General features: G+C 67.1%; 11 protein-coding genes. All 11 read right to left on the bottom strand.

The annotated features are described in order from the left end of the window. Positions 1-33: 33 nt before the first annotated feature. The 11 genes from OTER_RS24005 to OTER_RS09415 all read right to left on the bottom strand — a co-directional run bounded on the left by OTER_RS24005 (position 34) and on the right by OTER_RS09415 (position 19,996). A complete protein-coding gene (locus tag OTER_RS24005) occupies positions 34-2,364 on the bottom strand; it encodes a Kelch repeat-containing protein (RefSeq protein WP_012374664.1) in 2,331 nt (776 codons plus the stop codon). Beyond that, positions 2,361-4,730, bottom strand: a complete 2,370-nt coding sequence (locus OTER_RS26640; RefSeq protein ID WP_012374665.1) for a PD40 domain-containing protein — start codon at positions 4,728-4,730, stop codon at positions 2,361-2,363. Before OTER_RS26640 ends, OTER_RS24005 begins: the two co-directional genes overlap by 4 nt. Positions 4,731-5,073: 343 nt before the next feature. Continuing rightward, entirely contained in the window at positions 5,074-7,431 is a 2,358-nt protein-coding gene (locus OTER_RS24010; protein WP_012374667.1) for an ATP-binding protein, read from the bottom strand. A 234-nt stretch (positions 7,432-7,665) separates the two neighbouring features. Then, positions 7,666-8,037, bottom strand: a complete 372-nt coding sequence (locus tag OTER_RS09380) for a VOC family protein (RefSeq protein ID WP_012374668.1) — start codon at positions 8,035-8,037, stop codon at positions 7,666-7,668. Between the two features lie 143 nt (positions 8,038-8,180). Continuing rightward, a complete protein-coding gene (locus OTER_RS09385) occupies positions 8,181-9,791 on the bottom strand; it encodes an RNA polymerase sigma factor (protein WP_012374669.1) in 1,611 nt (536 codons plus the stop codon). Between the two features lie 47 nt (positions 9,792-9,838). Further along, positions 9,839-10,360, bottom strand: a complete 522-nt coding sequence (locus tag OTER_RS09390; protein ID WP_044891677.1) for a hypothetical protein — start codon at positions 10,358-10,360, stop codon at positions 9,839-9,841. Positions 10,361-10,611: 251 nt separating this feature from the next. Continuing rightward, entirely contained in the window at positions 10,612-13,221 is a 2,610-nt protein-coding gene (locus OTER_RS09395) for an ABC transporter permease (RefSeq protein ID WP_012374672.1), read from the bottom strand. After that, entirely contained in the window at positions 13,218-14,273 is a 1,056-nt protein-coding gene (locus OTER_RS09400) for an MBL fold metallo-hydrolase (protein WP_158305406.1), read from the bottom strand. The genes OTER_RS09395 and OTER_RS09400 overlap by 4 nt, the downstream gene beginning before the upstream one ends. A gap of 100 nt (positions 14,274-14,373) precedes the next feature. Next, on the bottom strand, positions 14,374-14,553 hold the full coding sequence (locus OTER_RS09405; RefSeq protein ID WP_012374674.1) for a hypothetical protein: 180 nt from the start codon (positions 14,551-14,553) through the stop codon (positions 14,374-14,376). A gap of 69 nt (positions 14,554-14,622) precedes the next feature. Continuing rightward, positions 14,623-17,229, bottom strand: coding sequence for an ABC transporter permease (locus OTER_RS09410; RefSeq protein WP_044891679.1), 2,607 nt, complete (start codon positions 17,227-17,229; stop codon positions 14,623-14,625). Between the two features lie 34 nt (positions 17,230-17,263). Further along, positions 17,264-19,996 (bottom strand): ABC transporter permease, encoded by a 2,733-nt coding sequence (locus OTER_RS09415; protein ID WP_083767681.1) that lies wholly within the window; start codon positions 19,994-19,996, stop codon positions 17,264-17,266. Positions 19,997-20,101 lie beyond the last annotated feature (105 nt).

Genomic DNA, 20,101 nt, shown 5'->3' on the forward strand with positions numbered 1-20,101 from the left:
GAACGCGCGAGGCAAACCCTGCCCACCGCGTTCCTAGCGCACCGAAGCTCCGGATGCACGTTGGGTGCGCAAGGTGAGCACGGAGACGTCGGCGGGCATATTGAACCGAAAGCGCACGCCAACGTAGCCGATGCCGCGATTGACGTTCAGCCATTGGGCGCCCTCGTGATACAGCCCGCCCCAATGACGGAACTGCCACGCGGCCGGGCTCCAGACGAAGCGGCCGAAGCCGAGCCCGATTTGCGCGCCATGCGTGTGACCGACGAGGGTCAGATCGATCGCGCTGCGGCCTTGTACGGCGGTTTCCCAATACTCCGGGCTGTGCGCGAGCAGCATGCGGAAGGGAGTCTCACCGGCCATGGCGGCCGCCGCGGGGAGATCGGCGTCGGCGAAACCGTGGTGCGAATCATGCACGCCGACGCCGAGGACCGCGAGACGTTGCGAACCACGCGAGAGCACCGCCGCCTCGTTCACGAGCAGGGAGAAACCACGTTCGCGAAACGCGTCGGCCAGCAGGGCGATCTTGCGCCGCTTGTCCGCGGGCGAGGTCCAGTTGTCGGAAGCGCGTTCCTGCTCGCCGAAATCATGGTTGCCCAACACCGCGAATTTCCCGAGCGACGTCTGCAAACGCCCGAGGAGGTCCGGCCCGCGCGCGAAATCCACGGGCGCGCCGTAGTCGCCGGTGTACACGACGAGATCGGGCCGTTCGGCGTTGACGGCCGCCGTCAGCTCATCGGCGATGCGAGCGCCGTCATGGCCAAGGCTCGCCGCATGCACGTCGGACAAATGGACGATGCGCAGCCCGTCGAAGTTGGACGGCAGACCTTCGCAGACGATTTCGTGCCGGTAAACTCGCACCGCGCCGTGGGCGGCGGGGATGCTCCCGAAGACCCCGCAGACGCTCAGGCTGGCGCCGAGCGCGCGGAAGGTCCGCTGCACGGTGGGCGCGGACCAAACGACAGAGCGGACCAGCGCAGCAGCCAAATCGAGTGACGACGTATTCATGGAGACGATCGCAGGGACCGGCGCTCGCGAGATCCCGACGGGGCCCGCGAAGCGGCACATGCAGCGGCATCCTAGCGGAACCCACCTGAAGAACGAATGAAACGGCGGGGACCCGAACCGCGGCCAGAAGCGATCGGCGTTATCGCGAAGATCCGAATTAGGCGACCAAACCCAGGCCACGTTCGTGGCTTCAGGCAGCCGGTGGGCGCCGGTGAACACGTAGAGTCGGTAGTCGAGAGCTGCGGCGCAGTGGAATTGGGTCGCAACCGGCAGGTTCTCGCGCGCGGCCCAGCGGTCGTGGGTGGGCACATATTCCTCGACCGAGACGATCGGACCGCGATTCCAGCCGCCGATCACGACGATCGAGGATCCCAACGCTACGATCGCGGAGTCGCAACGCGGCCGCTGCGCGGCAGTGCGTTCGCTCCACCGCTGCGTCGCAGGATCGTAGACCTGGAACCGATTCAGCGGATTTCGCGCGTCGGCGCCGAGCCCAACCGCGACGTAGATCTTGCCGTCCATGGCCACGACGCCGGCGTCGCGCCGCGGGGCTTCGAGTGATGGCAGCTTTGACCACCGGTCGGTCGCCGGATCATAGACCTCGAAGGCATGTTCGTGATGGCGGTTGCCACCGATGGCGTAGATCTTCCCGTCGACGGCCGCCGCGCCCACCTGGCAACGAGCGGTCGGCAACGATGCGGCGCGAGTCCAGTGATCAGTGACAGGATCGTAAGCCTCGACGACGTCCGTTTCCGACAGATTGTCGGCGAGCGTCCCGCCGATGACGAAGATCCGGCCATCGGCGACCGCGACGCCGAAATTGCTGCGCGGCGTCGGCAGCGGAGCCTTCGTTGTCCATGTGCCGGTGGCCGGAGAAAACACCTCGACGGCAGCGATCGGGTGCGCGGCGCGATCGCGAACGACGCAGCCGCCGATCACGTAGAGCTCGCCGTTGCAAGCGACGGCGCCAGCCGCGAGTCGCGCGGTCGGGATGTCCGGCAGCCGGTTCCATGCTCCGGCCGACGTTTTCGGGCGCAGCGGGGCGAGCAGCGGCTCGAGCTTGATCTGGTAAATGCCGCGGGCGTCGGGACCTTGCCGGTTGAAGAAGAGGTCGCGGCCATCGCGCGAAATCCGCGGCCACACTTCGGCTTCCTTGGTGTTGACCGCCGGACCGAGATTGATGCCCGGTTGCCAACGGCCGTTCACGCGGAAGCTGACGTAGAGGTCGATGTCGCCGAGCGAGTCGGCGCGCGGCGTGTTCGCATCGATGACTCCGGCGAAGATGAGAAAGTTCTGGTCTGGCGCGATGCTGTGGGACCAAGAACGGCCGCCGGGATTGACGGCGTCGTTCAATCTCATCGGCTCGCCGTAGCGGCCGTTTTCGTATCGGGCGCAGTAGATCTCCCATGGCCAGCCACGGTCGCGCAAATGACCGAAATACAGCGCGCCATCGCGCGCGAGCGAGGGCGCTCCAGAACGCGCTCCATCGCCAGCTTCCGCGATCGGCAGCAATCGGGGCTCGCTCCAGCCGGTGTCCGTGGGTTCCACGCACCAGAGTCGCATCGCGTCGAGCGCTCCCGCCACCGGCCGGTACGAAGCGAACACCAGCCGTTTTCCGTCCGCACTGAACGCAGGCTCCATCTCGTCGTGCACCCCCGAGAATGGCGCGATCTCGGACGGCGTCCATCGGCCCTCGCGCCAATGCGAAACCAAGATCGTGTGCTTTTTCTCCGTGTCGCTGTAGAGGTGCGTGAACACGGTTGCGCCGTCCGGAGAAAACGTCGGGCTGCTGCTTTGACGGCGCCGCCTCCGAACAGCTCGGGGGCGGGAGCAGCCTGCCCGCCTGCCGATCGCGGCGCGGGAGCGGCAGGCGCAGCCGCACTCGCGCGCGAGGCCAGCCCGAGCGCTTTGAACTCGATTCGGTAGATGCCCGGTCGTTCGTTGCGGCTGCTGGTGAAGTAGAACCAGCGCCGATCAGGGGAAACCGATGGACAGCAGACGCCGCGAACGCTCGCCGAGTTGATCAGCGGCCCCAGATTACGCGCGGCGCTCCAGCCGCCGTTTTCGCGCGTGCTGACATAGAAATCGCTCGGGCCGATCCCGCCCGGGCGCCGGCTGCAGAAGATGATGAAACTCTCGTTCGGCGCGACGTAGCCGTCGTAGTCCTGAAACGGCGAATTGACCGCAGGCCCGAGATTCTCGGGCGGGCCGTAGCGGCCGTCCGAGTGTCGTCGGCACACGTAAATATCATCATCGCCGTGCGACGCCAATCCGGTCGCATGTCCGGCGAAGTAGAGATTGCCGCTCGCGGTCGGACAGGGGAACACGGTCACCCCGTCCATGCCGGCGATGGTGCCGAGGCTGCGGGCGGCGCTCCAGCCGGCGGCGGTGCGTTCGACGACCCAAAGCGCGGGACGCGGCCCGCTTTCTGGTCGCACGGAGGCGAAGAAGAGCTGCTCGCCGTCCGGCGAGAGGTTCGGGTCAAAATCGTTGAATTCGCCCGAGAACGGCACCGGCTGCGGCACACTCCAGCGGCCATCGGCATAGTGCGATTCCATGATCCTGCTTCGACGATCGGGGCGAACACCTGAGGAACGACAGAAGTAGAGCGTGGCCCCATCAGGCGTGAACGTCGCGGCGAAAGAGTCGGGCGTGGAGATCAGCCCCTCCTCGAACAGGGTGGCTTCCGGGGGCGGCCGCACCCCCGCGCACGCGGCGGCGCCCACCAGCTCTGCCCGCAGCGTAGCCGGCGTGTCATTTCCCACCGCCTTCGCACGCGGACTCACATCGCGCGCAGCTTTGTTTGCTTCCGGCGAAAGATCCAGCCCGAGCGCGCGGACTTCGATGACGAAGATGCCAAGGCGCTCGCGCGTGAACACGAGCAGTCGGCCGTCGGGTGAGATGGCGGGTTCGTATTCCGCTGCGTCGGAATTCACCGCCGGTCCGAGATTCCGTGGGATCGACCAGCTTCCGTCGGCGGCGCGCAGGCTGAGATAGAGGTCGGCGTTGCCGTGGGAATCGGCGCGATCGCTGGAGAACACCAGGTAGTGCTGGTCCGGAGCAACGTAGGGGTCGAACCCGCCGCCGTTGGCGTTGAGCCCTTCGCCGAGATCCTCAAATGCGAGATAGCGTCCGCTGACGAGTGGCGCCCGAACGAGCCGCGGCGGACCGCCTGTCGCGGCCGCACCGCGAAAGGCGTAGAGCGTGCCGTCGGCCGCGACGGACGGACCGCCAAAGCGCAGCGAGAGCGGCGTCCAGGCCGCGGTATCCGTTTCGCCGACGGAATGGGCGGGCCCGAACCTGCCGTCGCGTTGTTCGGCGAACCAAAGATCAGGAATCGGGCGCGAGCCGGCGGGCTTGCCGGGCGCAGTTCGCCGGGACCAGAAGAACAGCCGCGCGCCGTCCGGGGACAGCGACGCGTCGCCTTCGCCGGATGCCCCGTCAATCGGGACGATTTCCGGCTCGGTCCACTGCCCATCGCACAGGTGGGAACACAGGATCGTCGGCAGACCGCGGGGCGGCAGCGCGCGGGCGAAATAAAAGGTTCTGCCGTCCGGGCTGAAGCTTGCGCCGAAACTCTCCGGAGTGGAAATGATTCCCTCGGCGAAAGGACGCGCTGGTGCCGTGAGATCGGGCGGCGGTGTGACGGCCGCTGACGCCGCGGTGAACATGCCGACGGACCAGAGCGTGAGGTGCAGGCGCAGGTGAGAAGGAGGCGGCTTCATTGCAGAGCGAGCGTGTAGCGAGCGACGCACCTGCCGTAGGTGACATACCTCTCGCCGCGGTGGTCAAACGCCAGGTCGGTGACGCTGCAGCGTGCCAGGAGGAACGGATTCATTGATACCATCAGCTTGGAGGACGGCGCGGCAGCGGTAGCGGTCATATCGACCAACGGCTGCGGGGCATCGACGAGCGGTCCACACGAGCACGGCGAGCGGCGCGGAGGACATCGCGGCGAACGCTGAGAATTCCTGAAGTCCACCCGAAGAGGTTGCGGCGGGCGGGCAGGCGCGGGCTCATCCCGGCAACACCAGCACCGGGTGCCCCGGCCGGATTTTCGGATGGGCCTCAGTCCCGCAGCAGCTGGTGCACGCGGTCGAGCAGCTCGCGCGCCGTGTACGGCTTGTTGATCAGCGCGACACCGGCTTCGGGTGCGATCTCCTTCGGGAGCATGTCGGCGCTGTAGCCGCTGCAGAACAGGACCCGGACGCGGGGATATTCGCGGCGCAGCGTGTTGAAGACCTCGCGGCCGGTGCGCTTCGGCATGAGCACGTCGAGGACCACCAGCCGGAGCCGGGCATGGTGCTCGGCGATGAGCTGCTCAGCCTCCTCGCCGTTGGCGGCGGTGAGGACTTCAAATCCGTTGTGGGCGAGAACGCGCTCGCCGATGCGCCGCACCTGCGGGTCGTCTTCGGCGAGCAGAATGGCGCCGTGGCCGGCGGGAAACTCTTCGGCGATCTTTTCGGTGGGAACGCTGGCCACCGCCGGGTTGAGCGGGAGGAGAATCCGGAACACCGAACCCTGGCCCACCTCGCTGTAGACGCGGATCGCGCCGCCGTGTTGCCGGACGACCCCGTAGACGACCGAGAGCCCGAGCCCCGTGCCGTGACCGGGGGCCTTGGTGGTGAAGAATGGCTCGAACAGGTGTTCCACCAGCTCGCGCCGCATGCCGCAACCGGTGTCGCTCACCGTGAGCACGAGGTGCGGCCCGGGCTTCAACTCGGGCAGCGAAGCCGTGTCGGCCGCCGCCAGCGTGGTTTGTTTCAGCTCGATCCGCAGCCGGCCGCCGGAGGGCATCGCGTCGCGGGCGTTGACGCAGAGATTGAGCAACACCTGCTCCAGCTGCGCTTTGTCGGCGACGAACGTGCACGGTTCAGGCAGCAGCGCGAGTTGCACCTCGATGTGCTCGCCGAGTACGCGGCGCAGCATCTTGACGAGGTCGGTCACGAGCGCGTTGGCCTCCACCGCCTCCGGCAGGAGCGGCTGCTTGCGGCTGAACGCGAGCAGCTGCCGGGTCAACTGAGCCCCGCGCTCCGACGCGCTCAGGATCGTGCGCACGTCCTCCAGCGGCGCGGCGGCTCCGGCGAGCGATTCCTCGAGAAATCCGGCATGCCCGCGAATGACCTGCAGGATGTTGTTGAAATCGTGCGCCACGCCGCCGGCCAACAGCCCGATAGCCTCGAGCTTTTGGGCGGATCGCAGCTGCTCTTCGGCGCGACGCAGCGCCCGCTCCGCGCGCCGGCGCCAGAGGATGTTGAGCGAGAGCGCCGCGATGATGCCGCACAGCAGCAGAATCACCCCGGCCGTCAGGATGATCCGCGAGCGGTTAACCTGGTAGAAGGTAACCGGCGCGTTGAGCACCTGGGTGCCCGGCGGCAACTGGTCCACGGAGAGCCGGAACCGCTGCATCTGCCGGTAATCCACTTCGAGTCGCTGGGGCGAGTAACGCACCACCGGAAGGCCCGCCGGAGACTCGCCGGCCAGCACGCGCGCGGCGAGTTCGCCGACGGCGGCGCCATGCAGGTCCGCGACGACCATGCCACCGCCAATACCGTCCCACGGGTACACCGACCAGTCGTTGCCGCCCGGCGGCCGGGAAGTGAGAAAGACCGGCACGCGAGCCTGTGTGGAAAGGGCCTGACTGAAGCCCGGCGCGAAATAGTTGTCGTGGCCCGTCTCGTCGCGCGTGGCGTCCAGAATCAGGCCAACCCAGTCGTCGGACAGGTTCGCCACGCGGTCGATCAGCTCCGCATTGGTCCAGTGGTCGAAGAATTCGAAGGTGTAGCGGTCGGCGTAGCGCGGCCGGAGCTCCGCGAACGCCGCGCGCGATTCGCGGCCGCTCTCCGTCTGGTTGCTGATGACCAGCACGCGCCGGGCCCGGGGGCGGAGATGCGCGATCAGCGCGAAAGTGCCGCTGTAGTCCGACTGCTCCGAGACACCGGTGATGCCGCGGTGGCCGGCGATCATGGGGGGCGTGAACCGATTCATGCCGCCAAAGACGATCGGGATGTCGGGGCCGAGCCGCGCGCGGTATTTGAGCGCAAAATCGAAGGCGGCGTTGTCGAAGGTGATGATGAGCCGGGGCGGCCGGACGCGACACTTGTCGGCGACGTCCTCGATCAGCCAGCGCTCGCGGGCCGGATCGGTGAACCGCTTGAAGTCGAGGTATTCGATGACGGGCTCGATGAGCGGATGCGATTTGCGCAACACGCCGAGCGCGCCGGCGATCTCGTCGTCGCTCCAGGCATAGCCGGGCGCGTAGGAATTGAGAATGAGGACGTCGGGCGGCGCCGGCGCCTCCGCTTCGGCGCGGGCCGGCGGTGCGGCGAGCGCGAGTCCGGCCAAGCACGCGGCCAGCAGGCGGTGGCGGACCCCGGAGAGAAGGCGGAAACAGGCGCGGCCGGCCTTGAGGTTGAGAGTTTTCACCCGCTGCAAGCTCCGTCGCTGACGCAGGGAGTATCGGCACACGCCGGGGAACGTTCCAGCTAATTTGCCGGAAACGGCCGCAGCCGAGGCTGGGAAAATACCTATCGGCGGGAGAACGGTTGGCCGAGGTCGCCGATCTCGGCGGACGTGCTGGCTTCGTGGCGGGACAGCCGGACTCAGCGAGCGCGGCGGCCTCTTCTTTCGCGACGCGCGTCGCGCGCCCGCGACCGCCGGCTACGGGCCGAACGTGCCGTCGGCGCGATGGTGCAGGAGCAGCGGATTGCCGTCGGGGTCGAGCACCTCGAAGGCACGGCAAACGCCGTAGTCCTGCACCGGGCTGAGCAGCCGCGCGCCCCTGGCGTCGAGCTCGGCATGAGCTGCGTCAATATCGGCCACGGCGAGCGCCACGCGGGTGCCAGTGCCGCCGGCCGCGACGGTTTCACCGCCATGCAGCACGAGCGTGACGTTACCGCAGTCGAACTCTGCCCAGCGGTCCTCGGCACTGTAGATCGCACAGCGGAGCCCGAGGAGATCGCGGTAGAATTCGGTCGCGGCGACGATGTCACTGACCTGAAGCATGACGAAATCGACGCCGCGAATTTTCATGGTGTTTCAAGGACTCGCCTTCGCCGTGATCGCGCGGGAGACGGGCGACTGTGCGGCGACTGCGGAGCGGAGCGAAGCACAAATCCGGCGGAGAGACGATTCTGGGTTTTGAGGTGGCCGAGGGGGGCAGGCCCACCGGGCGTTCAGCTCCGGCGGAAGCGGGGCAGCGATTGCCAGATCACGAAGACCGCGGGCAGCCACACGAGGCTGAGCAGCGCCTGGCCGACCCAGGTGTGGAGATCAACCCACGGCCGGCCGGCGAAGAACTGGCGCGCCTCGGCGTCGTTGGCATGCGCTGCGGCAGCATGCAACCCCAGCGCAAACTCCCGTGCAATCGCGTAGCGTCCCTCGGCGCCGATCCACCCAAAGGCAAACGCGCCCGCCGCGATGGCACCAACGGCCACACCGCCGATTGCACAGAACCCGATCGCCAGCCCGCCGATTGCGAAACCGCCCAGGCTCACCGCAGCGATCGAGACGATTCCGACCGAAATCCCGCCGCCGCTCACGAGTCCCGCTGCGATTCCGCCCCACGCGAACAGGAGACCGAACGCGCAGTTGCCGATCGCAATCCAGCCCACCGCCGGGCGCTCCAATCCGTCCGCGCGCCGGGTGAGCCGCACGTGCACGAGTGGAAGTCCGAGCAGGGTCCACCGGCTGCGATATTCGTGGGCGACGGTTGCGGCCGGCTGCGCGGGTTGGGGCGCCAGAGCGGTTACGATGGCACGCAATCGGTTCTGCTTCCGCACCAGCCGAGTTGCCAGCACCGCTACGCCACCGACGTAGGAGAGTAGCAACGCGAGCCAGAACAGCATCGGCGTCGGATTGAATCCTCCGCCCGCTTTCGCCCAATTGTTCAGCGGAATGCTGGCGAGTGTGAAGAGCACCGTGCCGGTGGCGATCGTCAGGTAGTAGCGTTTCACCAGTCGCCGTTCGTCCGACGAATCCGCTTCTCGGAACGACTCGCGCACGCCGAGCCACGCCGCCGCGATCCCGAGCAGCGGACCCGCCACGACGTTGAATGCGAGCAGCAGTTTTCCGCCGAGACCGGCGCCGGTCCATTGGGCGGCGGCGCCGCCCATGCCCGCGCTTGTCAAGCTGGTCGCGGCGAGTAGCGGCAGCGAGGCCATTACGCTGGTCGTGAACATCGCGCCCGGCGCAGTCCGCGCGAGCGTGCCCTCGACGAAAGCCAGGACCTCGCGCTGCAGCAGCTTGCGACCGCGCGAGAGCCGCTGCCGGACGACGTCTTCGCTCAACTCGAGATCCCGCGCCACGACTTCGATCGAGCGATGCGCGCGATAGAAAAGAATCAGCGGCTGCCGGTAGTCTGCGGGAATACGCTCCAGCGCCTGCCATAGAATCGCCTCCTGTTCGCGCTGGATGGCCGCGTCGCTCGGCGACGGGTCGGGCGCCACCAACTCCTGATGACCGGTCCCGGCGGCGGCTGGCCACGGCTGCGCCGCGAGCCGGCGGCGGCGGTTGTTGATCAGGTTGCGAGCGATGCCGCAGAGCCAGGACCGCAGCTTCGCCGGCTCGCGGAGCTGCGCGATCTGCCTCCAGCCGGCCAGAAAAGTTTCCTGCGCGAAATCCTCACTCTCAGCGAGGTTGCCCGTCGCATTGTACGCGAGCGAGCAGATCAGGCTCTGGTAACGCTCGACGATCCGACGGAAAGCGTCGCGATCGCCGGCCTGGGTGCGGGCGACCAGTTGTTCATCGGGCAAAACGGTCGCGGATGCTGGCAATAGGGGAGGCATGCCCTTGAGTGGTCGCGCGGTCCACCAAGGTGACACGAATCCGTGAATCAGGGAAGCGTGCACAACGGTGCTGAGCACTTTGGCTGCGCGTGAGCGGGACCTCGGCGGCACGAACGCCATTCGGTGCATCTACCGTGCGCGGTGCTTGCACGACGGAGAACCGACTCGTGGCTTCCGTTTTCGGCAGGGATGACCTTGTCCTCGTCGGTTTCGCGGACGCCGGCAGCACATGAATTTCGACAGCGCACCGGTTGCCGCCGGCGGAGTACGGTCTCCTTCAGCGCCACCCGGAATTTCCTCCCGAGCAGCGTTTCATAGACGTAGCGGTTCCAGCCCAAGGCGCAGTCGCAGGCAATGGCTGGCGTGTGTTCGTTCTCCATGGACGGACAGCCGCAGTCACTGCGTTCGGCGCCGAGGATGGTGACGATGCGTCGCTCACGATCATACGTGATCTGGTCGTTCGCCTGCTCGGATTCGCGTATGAAACCGTCGATGTCGCCCTTTTGTCTTTCGATCATCGAATAGCCCTGCGCGCAGAAATATCCGACCTGTTGGAGCGCTTCGCTCAACCCGGCGTCGCCTCTTTTTGCGACGAGGGTCCGAGCAGCGTAGCGCAGCGCTTGCTGATGAAGGGCAGCCGCCAGCCTTCCGGGGCGGTGTCAGCGGCGGCGGCCATCGCGGGCGGCGCACCGAGCGCGGCACCCGAGCAGAGGGAGCAGGCGCAGGGTTTGAGGAACTGTTTGCGATTCCTGTTGGTGCGTTGCGCGCCCTCCCGTTCGTCAGCTCGTCGTTGCCGGCGGGCGCGTCCGGAATGGGATGGTCACTCGCATCTCAACGCCTCGATCGGATTGATGGTTGCCGCGCGCCTTGCGGGCAGCCAGCACGCGAACGCCGCAATGAGGAGGAGTAGCAAGGCGACCCCGCCGAGCACGAACGGATCGGTCGGGGTGACGCGGAACAGCAGACCGACCAGTAGCTGCGACAACCCGCAGGCGGCGGCGAGACCGCAGACGACGCCGACGATCGCGAGGACGAGCCCTTCGCGCATCACGCCGGAAAGCACATGCCGGCGACCTGCGCCCAATGCCATGCGGATCCCGATCTCGCGCGTGCGTTGCACGACGCCGAAGGCGATGAGTCCGTAGAGTCCGACCGCGACCAGCAGCACGGCGGTGCCGGCGAAGACGGACAGCAGTATGAGCATCAACCGGCGCGGTGCGTCCCGCGTCGTGATGACGCTTTCCAGCGTGCGGATGTTGGCCACCGGCTGGTCGGCATCCACCTGCAGGATCACGCGCCGGCAGGTCTCGGCCGCTGCGAGCGGCGGAACCGCCGTTCGCACCAGCAGGGTGCACGCGCCCCAAGCCGAGGCGTCCGGCTGATACACATATTCGCTCATCGGATGGTCGAGCCCGCGCTGGCGCACATCGCCCACGACGCCCACGACCTCGAAATGCTCGCCCTGCATGCGCACGGCCTGACCGATTGGGTCCCGATCGGGGAAGACTTTCCGTGCCAGCGACGCGCTCAGGATCACGACGGGCGGAGCATCTTTGGCTTCATCACGCGGGGTGAATTCCCGGCCTTGCAGGAGCGGAATGCGGAGCGCGCGAAAGAATCCCGGTGAGGCAAAACTGCGGTCGGTGTGAACGTAGACCTCGTCCCGTTCGGGTTGGTACTCGGCCCGCAGCGCCGTGTCCGAGAAGCCGCTCATCGGGACGGACGTGCTTGCGGCCACGGCTTCGACTTCGGCCAGCGACTCGAGTCGTTCGAGTATCTGCCGTACGAATCGGGTGCGGCGGTCCGTGTCGGCGAACTTCCGGGGGTCGATGGAAATATCCATCGCCAGAACTCCGTGTGGCTCGAATCCCGGGGGCACCTTGTGCAGCCGCCACAGCGTCGTCATGAGCAGACTGGCTCCTACCAGCAACGTGAGCGCGAGTGCGACCTCCGCCACGATCAGCCCGCGCCGCAATCGGCTCTGTCGCCGGCCTCCCGCTACGTTTCCATCCAGTTTCAGCCCTTGACTCATGCCTGCATCAGCGAGGTGCAGCGCCGGCGCCAGTCCAAACAGAATGCCAGTGGCAACGGATACGCCGGTCGCGAAGCCGAGCGTCCAGATGTCGAGGCCGAGTTCCAGCGAGGGGCCCAGAGCGTTCTGCCCAAGTCGGGTGAGCGAGGCCGTGGCCCAGAAGGACACGAGCAGTCCCGCTCCGCCACCGAGGGCGGAAAGCAGCACGCTTTCGGTCAGCAACTGTCGGAGTACCCGACCGCGGCCGGCACCTAGCGCCACGCGCAGCGCCACCTCGCGGCGACGCGAAGACATCCGTGCCAGGAGCAAACCCGCGACGTTGGCGCAGGCGATCAGCAGCACAAACCCCACGGCCCCAAAAAGCACCCAGAGCTGCAACCGCACCGCTTCGACGCTCTGTTCGTGCAACGGCACGACGAGGGTTCCCCAGTGTTTTTTCCACGAGGGATAAAGCGGCCGCAGTCGATCGGTGATCGCGTTGAACTCCGTGCGCACCCGGTCGATCGTGACGCCCGGCTTGATCCGTCCGATCACGCGCAGTCGGTGGTCGCCGCGCACGTGGTGCCAGGGTTGCGTGCCGAAGACGAACGGCAGGAGCACGTCCCCCTCGTAAGGCAACGGCGGGTCGGACGCGAGGACGCCGACGACCGTGTAGCTCTCGCTGTCGAGCAGGATTTCGCGGCCCACCACCTGCGGGTCGCTTGCGAACGACTGTTGCCACAGCCGGTGGCTGAGGATCGCGACGTTGCCCTTGCCCGGTTGGTCCTCGTCGGGTTGAAAGTCGCGGCCGAGTGCGGGACGCACCCGCAGCGTCCGCAGGTAGCTGGCGGAGACCTTCGTGATCGCGAGTCGCTCCGGCTCGCCCAGGCCGGTGAGGTTCATGCTCTCGCGCCGGATCGCCGCGATGCTTTCCAGCGTGGTAGCCTGGGCGCGCCAGTCGCCGAACTGGCCGCCGGCCACGATGTTTCGGCCGGTGCCCTTGCCGGAGGCGTCTTCCCAAAGGTGGACCAGGTTTTGCGGTTCGTCGTACGGGAGGGCCCGCAGCAGGATGTGGTTGACCAGGCTGAACACCGCCGTGCACCCGCCGATGCCGAGCGCGAGCGTGAGGACGACGGTCGCGGTGAACCCGGAATCCCGCCGCAGCATTCGCAGCGCATAGCGGAGGTCCTGCGCGAGTTGTTCGAGCCAGAAGAAACCGCGGGCGTCGCGCTCGCGCTCCTTGATCTGCTCGACGCCGCCAAACGCGCGGAGCGCGGCGAACCTCGCTTCGTCGCTCGGCATCCCACGCGCGAGGTTTTGTTGTGTCTCGCGTTCGAGATGCTCGGCGATTTCCGCGGTCATTTCCCGGTCGAGCCGGCCGGGGCGAAACAGCGCAACGAAGCGGTCGAATAAATTCATGATTTGGTCGCAGGCGCGCCGACGAGGAGCGCCCAGAGTCTTTCGAGATTCCCCGTGTGCTGTCGGACGACCTCATCCGTCGGGTTCGCCAGCCGATCCCAGTCGGCAAATCGTGTCGGCAGCGCGAACCGCGATTTCACCGCGTCGAGCGTCAGGCCGTCGCGCAGGGCCTCGTTCAGTCCCAGCCAGAGTTCCCGATCGTAGTCGCGGATGAACTTCAGATCCGCGGGGCTCAGAGGAGGCGCGTGTCCGGGGATGATGTGCGTCAACTCGATCCCGGAATCCACGAACTCGCTGAGCACCTCGATCCACCGCGCGACCTCCATCGTGCCCGCCCAGGCCTGAAACGGCGGCGGCAGCTTGGCCAGCGAGCAGGCGCCGCCGGTCAGCAGTACTTTCTCCTCGGGAATGTGGACGAGAATGTCCGAGTGGCTGTGCCCTTTGCCGAAGTAGATCAGTCGCACGGTGCGATCGCCGAGGTCGAGCGTCAGTCGGTCATTGAACGTGATCGCCGGCTCCACGATGCCGGTCCGAAGCGTCTCCAGGGCCTCCAGCCCGTCCGCGATCTTCTCCGCCGATGTTTGATAGGCCGGAGAGACCTTTTCCAGCCCGGCGAGAATCTGCTGTTCCTTCGCGATCTCCTGCGTGAGACGCGACTGGACGTCGTGCTGACGCGGTTTGTCCTGCTCCTGTCCCTCGTGGATTCCGGCGTGGCCGACGATGAACCGGGGTTCGAAGACGCCGTTGCCCGCCACATGCTCCCAGTGATCGTGGGTATTGATGACAAAGGCGTAATCCTGCCGTTTGAACTCGGCTTCGATCAGTACTTTTGCGGTGCGCATGTCCGCGGCCGAGGCACGGGTATCGATGACCACAATGCCGCGGGCGGAATTGAGTGCGAAGGTGCGGCCGCGCCCCTCCTGCACGATGATCATCGTGGGGGACAGCCGGACGATTTCCATCGTTGCAGCCAGCCCATCGGCAGCCGCGAGCGCGAGCAGACCCAGCCCGAGCACGACCCGTCTCGCAATTCGGGGTTGCGAGATATTCATCTTTGGTAGCTCCATTTCCATCGGGTGTTGAAATCCTTGTCGTGCGCGCCGACGTGCGACTCCGCCCCCAAGCGCGATGAGCCGATCGTCGTGGCAGCGCTCAGCCCATCCAGAAACCCTTGCGATGGGAAACGCCGAGCACCTTCCGGCATTCAGGACAGAAGTAGACGTAGCGCTTCCCAAAAAAGCTGGAGAGCGCGCGGCACCATACGGTGTGCAGCGCCTGGCCGCAGTGCGGACAGACGGGCAGGACGTCGTTCTTTTCGATGCATTCGATCATGACAGGTCTTTCGTTTGGTGTTCGTGTTGAACCGGGGTCGCGGAGAACCGGCGCCATCGCGGGCGAGCGTCACTCGTTGCGCAGCACCTCGATGACATTGACCCGGGCCGCGCGGCGGGCGGGCGCCAGGCACGCGCAGCCGACGATCAATCCCAGCAGCAAGGTCGCGGCGACGATAGTCAGCGGGTCCCACGGCCGGATGCCGTAAAGCAGCCGGGAAAGCGCGAACCCCGCCAGGATGCCGGCGGGAATGCCGAACCCGAATCCCGCGGCGGCCAGCCGGGCGCCCTCGCGCAGCACGAGCCGCAACAGCTCGCGCAGCGGCGCGCCCAGCGCGAGCCGGATGCCGAACTCGCGTGTGCGCTGACCCACGACGTAGGCGACGATGCCGTAGAGCCCGGCCATCGCCATCGCGACGGCGACCAGCGCGAAGAGGACGGTCATGCCGGAATACATCCGGCGGAGGAACAGCGATTGCCCAATCATCTTCTCCAACGTGCTGATGCCCATCAGCGGCAGCGACGGATCCTGCTCCTGCAGCAACGTGCGCACGGTGGGAGCGAGCGCTTCCGGCTCGCCCCGGGTGCGCACGACGACTCCGGCGGCTGCCTGCGGCATGGCATGGAAAGGCACGTACACGCCCGGGCGCACCTCACGCTCGAGTCCATAGTGGCGGACGTCGCGGGCGACGCCGACGACCTCGAGCCACGGATCGTTGCTGCCGCGGGAACGCATCCGTTTGCCGACGGCGTTCTGCCCCGGCCAGAACAGCTGCGCGAGCGTCTCGTTGACGATGATCTTGTAGTGCCAGTTCTGCTCGGTGAACCCTTGACCCGCAGCAAAGGTAATGCCGATCGTTGCGAAGTATTCCGGCATACAGATGCGCGTGAGGATGACCGGCGACTTTGCGTCCGGCCCGCCAGGCAAGCCGCCTTCCGGTTCAAAAAAGCTGCCGGAATGCGTGCCCGAAAAAGGCAGGATGGTGGAAACGCTCGCGGCCTCGACGTCGGGCAGAGCCCGCAACCGGGCGAGGTGTTGTTCGAAGAAGGCGAGGCGGGAAGCATTGTCGCGATACGCGGCCGAGGGCAGCGACAGTCCGTAGATGAGCCGCCGCTCGGGCTGAACGCCGGGATTGATCTGTTGCACCCGCAGAAACGCCCGGCCCAACAAGCCAGCGACGAACAGCAGCAGCAGCGCGAGCGCGATCTCGCCGACCACGAGTATTCGCAAGGTGGCCAGCCGGCTCGCCGGGTGAGTGGCCTGCTGCGCCGCCGGCCCCATCACGCTGCGCACGTCGACCCGGCTGAGCACGTGGCGCGCGGGGATCAGCCCCGCGACGAGTACGCCGAGTGCGGTGAGGCCGATGATGAACGCCGCGAACCGCCAGTCCATGTCGAAGCGGCTCCACGCTGGCAGGTCGGGAAACAGCCGGAGCGCGCCGGCGAGCAACCAGCGACCGAGCAAGTGTCCGGCCGCTCCACCAAGCGCCGCCAACACGATGCTCTCGACCAGAAGCTGGCGCAGCAATTGGAACCGGGAGGCGCCGAGCGCGGCGCGCAATCCGAGTTCCGGCAGGCGCGCGAGCGTCCGCGCCAGCACCAGCCCGGCGATATTGGCGCCGGCGATCAGGAGCAGCACCAGCACCGCGCCCTGCAGCACCACGCCGATCGTGCGGTCGCGGCCGAGATATCGCCAGAGCAGCGGCTGCACCACGGGCGAGGTGACTTCGTACTCCTTCGCGTCGGGAATGTGAGCGCGATGGATGCGGAGCAGATCCGCACTCGCCTGTTCGACCGTGACGCCGGGCTTCAGCCGGCCGATCGCGTTGCCCGCCCAGCCCTGCCGGTTGGGTTTTTCCGCAAACGGCAGCCAGACGGCGGCGCGCGACGGAAACACGGCGGTCGGCGGCAGCACGCCGATGATTTCATGCGGTTCGGAATCGACGGTGATCGTCTTGCCAATGACGGCCGGGTCGCCGGCGAACCATTCCTGCCAGAGGTGATAGCCGATCAAGGCGATTTTCGGTCCACCGCGCAGCTCCTCGTCGGCGCGAAACATCCGGCCGAGCGCGGGCTGCACCCCGAAGACCTCAGCGAGATCGTGGGTGACCTGCTGGCCGGGGAGGTGCTCGCTGCGGCCGGCGATGGCGAGGTTGAAAGCGCCGCCCCGCCAGTGGGCCATGCCGGCGAAGGTCTGATTCTCCTGCCGCCACGCCTCGAACGCATCGTAGTTGATTCCCGTGTACACGAGATTCCACTTCGGTGCGGTGATATCGATATCGACGAGCTGCTCCGGCTGCGGAAACGGAATCGGTCGCAGATAGATCCCGTTTACCAAACTGAAAACCACCGTATTGCCCGCGATGCCGATCCCGAGGATGAGCACGGCGGCGAGCGCGAAGCCGGGGGCCTTGACGAGCTGGCGGAGCGCCATGCGAAGATCGCGCAACGTATGGTCAATCCAGAGTCCGCCGCGTGCCTCGCGCTCGCGTTCCTTGAGCTGCTCGACACCGCCGAACGCGCGCAGCGCGGCGTAGCGCGCCTCGTCCGGCGGCAGCCCGCGTGCAAGGTTCTGCTCGGTCTCGCGTTCGAGATGCGCGCGCAGCTCCTCGTTCATCTCGCGATCAATTCGCGAGCGGAACAGCAGCGCGCGAATCCGATCGAGCATCATTTTCATAGGAGGGTCCTCGACTCGGGGTTGGCCAACACGCTCACTCCGCGCGCAACGTGTCCACCGGGTTCACGCGCGCGGCCCGCCAGGCCGGGATGCCGCTCGCCAACAGCGCGATCATGAGGATCAGCGACCCGATGCCGGCAAACACGAGCCCGTCGTTCGCTGGGGTGCCGTAGAGGAGGCCCTTCAATGGCAAGATCGCACCATAGGCGAGCGGCAGGCCCAACGCCAAGCCGGTGAGCGTCAGCCGGACGCCCTGCTGCGCGACCGCGCGGACCACGTTCGCGGCGGTGGCTCCGAGGGCCATGCGCACCCCGATCTCGCGCGTGCGGCGGGCGACATGGAACGACACCAGTCCGTAGATACCGGTCAACGCGAGCACGAGCGCCAGCAATCCCTGCATTCCCACCACCGCAGCGCCAAAGCGAAGCGGCATCAACGCCATCGGGCTCTGCGCGATCTGTTGCTCCATGGTGCGGACGTTGTAGACGGGCAGATCGGGCTCCATCGCGCGGATCTGGCGCTCGACCGCCTGCGCCAGCGCCAGTGGTTCGCCCTCGGTGCGCACGACGAGCGTCACGCCGCCGCGGAAGTTTTGGGCCAAGGGCAGATATACCGCTTCCCAAGACGGGTCCGCTAGCGCGACAAACCTGCCATCACGGATCACGCCGACGATTTCAGTCGGCGCGCCGCCGTTAATGACGAGCCGGCGGCCGATGGCGGGCTCGCCCGGCCAAAGCCGGCGCGCGAGCGACTCGGTGACGATCGCGACGGGCGGTGCATTCCTGTCGTCGCTGGCGCGAAAGTCGCGGCCGGACGCGAGGGGGATGCCCATCGTTTCCAGAAACGTGTGCGTCACGGCGTGCACGGGCGTGAGCCGGAAACGCGTGTTGTCACCTCCGCGCCGCCCTTGGGGAACAACATCTCCGGCCATACTGGGATCGACGTCGAACGGCACGCGTTCGGCGAGGCTGACGCTCTTCACGCCCGGCAGCCGCGCGACCCGGTCGAGCACCTCGGCGTGAAATTGCTGCGCGCGCAGAAGACCGTTGCGCAACACGTAACGTTGCAGGCTCAAATCGTAGGAAGCCAGTAGCAGGTGGTCGGACCGAAAACCGGGATGAACGCCGGCCAGCGCGCGCGTGCTGCGCAGGCCGAGTCCTGCAGCGATGAGGACGATGCACGCCAGGGTAACCTGCGTCACGACGAGCAGGCTCCGCAACCGGTGGTGCGATTTCCCCGGTGTCGGCGAGGCTTCCTTCAGCATCGGCAATACGTCCTGGCGTGCCGCCCGGAGCGCGGGCCAGAGCGCTGCCAGCACGCCGGCGACGAGCGCCATCCCACCGGTGAAGACGAAGACGCGCCAGTCCGCGCCGTGCTCGGCCAACGGCGGAATGTCGCCCAACACAGCCAGCAGCGACCTCAGCCACGCATCCACCCAATCCGCCAGGACCAGCGCAAACGCGCCGGCGAGGATTGCCATGAGCACGGCTTCGACGAGCAGGGGCCGGAGCAACCGCCAGCGCGAGGCGCCGAGCGCACCGCGCACCGCCAACTCGCGCTCGCGCGCCACGGCGCGCGCGAACAGCAGATTGGCCGCATTCGCGACCGCCATGCCCAGTACCAGCAACGCGCCAATCGCCAGTACCGCCATGATGGAAATGGTGAAACGGGACGCTTTGGGCGCGGGCCGACTCCACCGTTCGGGCAGTAGCTGGGCTCGTGCCGGTGCGTGGTATTCCGGGTAGGTCGCGATAAGCCGCGCGAGGACGACTTCGGCTGCGGATTGCGCCTGCTCCAGCGTCACCTCCGGGCGCTGGCGCGCGATGACGTTGAAGGCCAACTGACCGCGATTGTCCAACACGCCGCCGTTGGCCGGCTGCAGCACGGGCAACATCGAGGCGGGCACGAAACCGCTCATGGCGTCGGACCACTGGGCGCCGTGAAACCCCGTGGGGGTGACGCCGACGATCGTGAAGGTGAGCGCGTTGATCGTCGCCGGCTGACCGATGACGCGAGGATCGCCGCCGAAGCGGCTGCGCCAGCAGGCTTCCGTCAACACGATGATCGGATCGGCGCCGGGGACGCGGCCCTCGTTGGCCGCGAACAACCGACCGTGCGCCGGCTCCAGGCCCAAGGCCGAAAAGAAGTTGTCGCTCACCGCAGCAATCCACGTTCGCTCGGCCCCGGCGTCCGTCCGGCCCAACGACACCGTGAGCTGCTGGTATGCGAGCACGTCGGAAAAAGCCGCCGCCATCGCGGCATCGGTTTCGCCGTCCGTCGCGATCGCTTTTCGAAAATCGAGAAAATCAGGGAAGGACAGGTTCAGCGGGAATCCGAACCGAGGACTTTTCTGGAGAACATGGACGAGTTCTCCTGGCTCCTTCACCGCCAGCGGGCGCAGGAAGAAGTCGCTCACCAGGAGGAATACGCTCGTGTTCACGCCCAAGCCGAGCGCGAGCGTGAGCACGACGGTGGCGGTGAAGCCGGGCGCTCGCATCAGTTGCCGGGCGGCCTGCCGGATGTCCTGCGCGAGTTGCTCGAGCCAGACGAAGCCGCGGTCGTCCCGCGCGCGCTCCTTGATCTGCTCGACGCCGCCGAACGCGCGCAGCGCAGCGTAGCGGGCGTCGGCCGGCGACAGGCCGCGGGCGAGGTTTTGCTCGGTCTCGCGGTCTAGATGCGCGCGGAGTTCCTCGTCCATTTCGCGGTCGAGCCGTCCTCGACGAAGGAGGGCCAAGAGATGCGACCATAAGCGGTGGAGCGAAGCCATGGCGGACGTGTCTGGAAGGATTGGGGACGGGCTAGGCCGATCGGAGGACGCGGCGGAGACGTGTGGCGGCCTTGCCGCGCCTTTCTTGGGGAACTGAATGGCTTG

This window comes from Opitutus terrae PB90-1 (genome assembly GCF_000019965.1).
GTDB classification, from domain to species: Bacteria; Verrucomicrobiota; Verrucomicrobiia; order Opitutales; family Opitutaceae; genus Opitutus; species Opitutus terrae.

Bases quoted from the DNA above. Each gene is read 5' to 3' on its own strand.
- OTER_RS24005 (WP_012374664.1), bottom strand. From the start codon at position 2,364: ATGAGATTGAACGACGCCGTCAATCCCGGCGGCCGTTCTTGGTCCCAC.
- OTER_RS26640 (WP_012374665.1), bottom strand. From the start codon at position 4,730: ATGAAGCCGCCTCCTTCTCACCTGCGCCTGCACCTCACGCTCTGGTCC.
- OTER_RS09380 (WP_012374668.1), bottom strand. From the start codon at position 8,037: ATGAAAATTCGCGGCGTCGATTTCGTCATGCTTCAGGTCAGTGACATC.
- OTER_RS09385 (WP_012374669.1), bottom strand. From the start codon at position 9,791: ATGCCTCCCCTATTGCCAGCATCCGCGACCGTTTTGCCCGATGAACAA.
- OTER_RS09395 (WP_012374672.1), bottom strand. From the start codon at position 13,221: ATGAATTTATTCGACCGCTTCGTTGCGCTGTTTCGCCCCGGCCGGCTC.
- OTER_RS09400 (WP_158305406.1), bottom strand. From the start codon at position 14,273: ATGAATATCTCGCAACCCCGAATTGCGAGACGGGTCGTGCTCGGGCTG.
- OTER_RS09405 (WP_012374674.1), bottom strand. From the start codon at position 14,553: ATGATCGAATGCATCGAAAAGAACGACGTCCTGCCCGTCTGTCCGCAC.
- OTER_RS09410 (WP_044891679.1), bottom strand. From the start codon at position 17,229: ATGAAAATGATGCTCGATCGGATTCGCGCGCTGCTGTTCCGCTCGCGA.
- OTER_RS09415 (WP_083767681.1), bottom strand. From the start codon at position 19,996: ATGGCTTCGCTCCACCGCTTATGGTCGCATCTCTTGGCCCTCCTTCGT.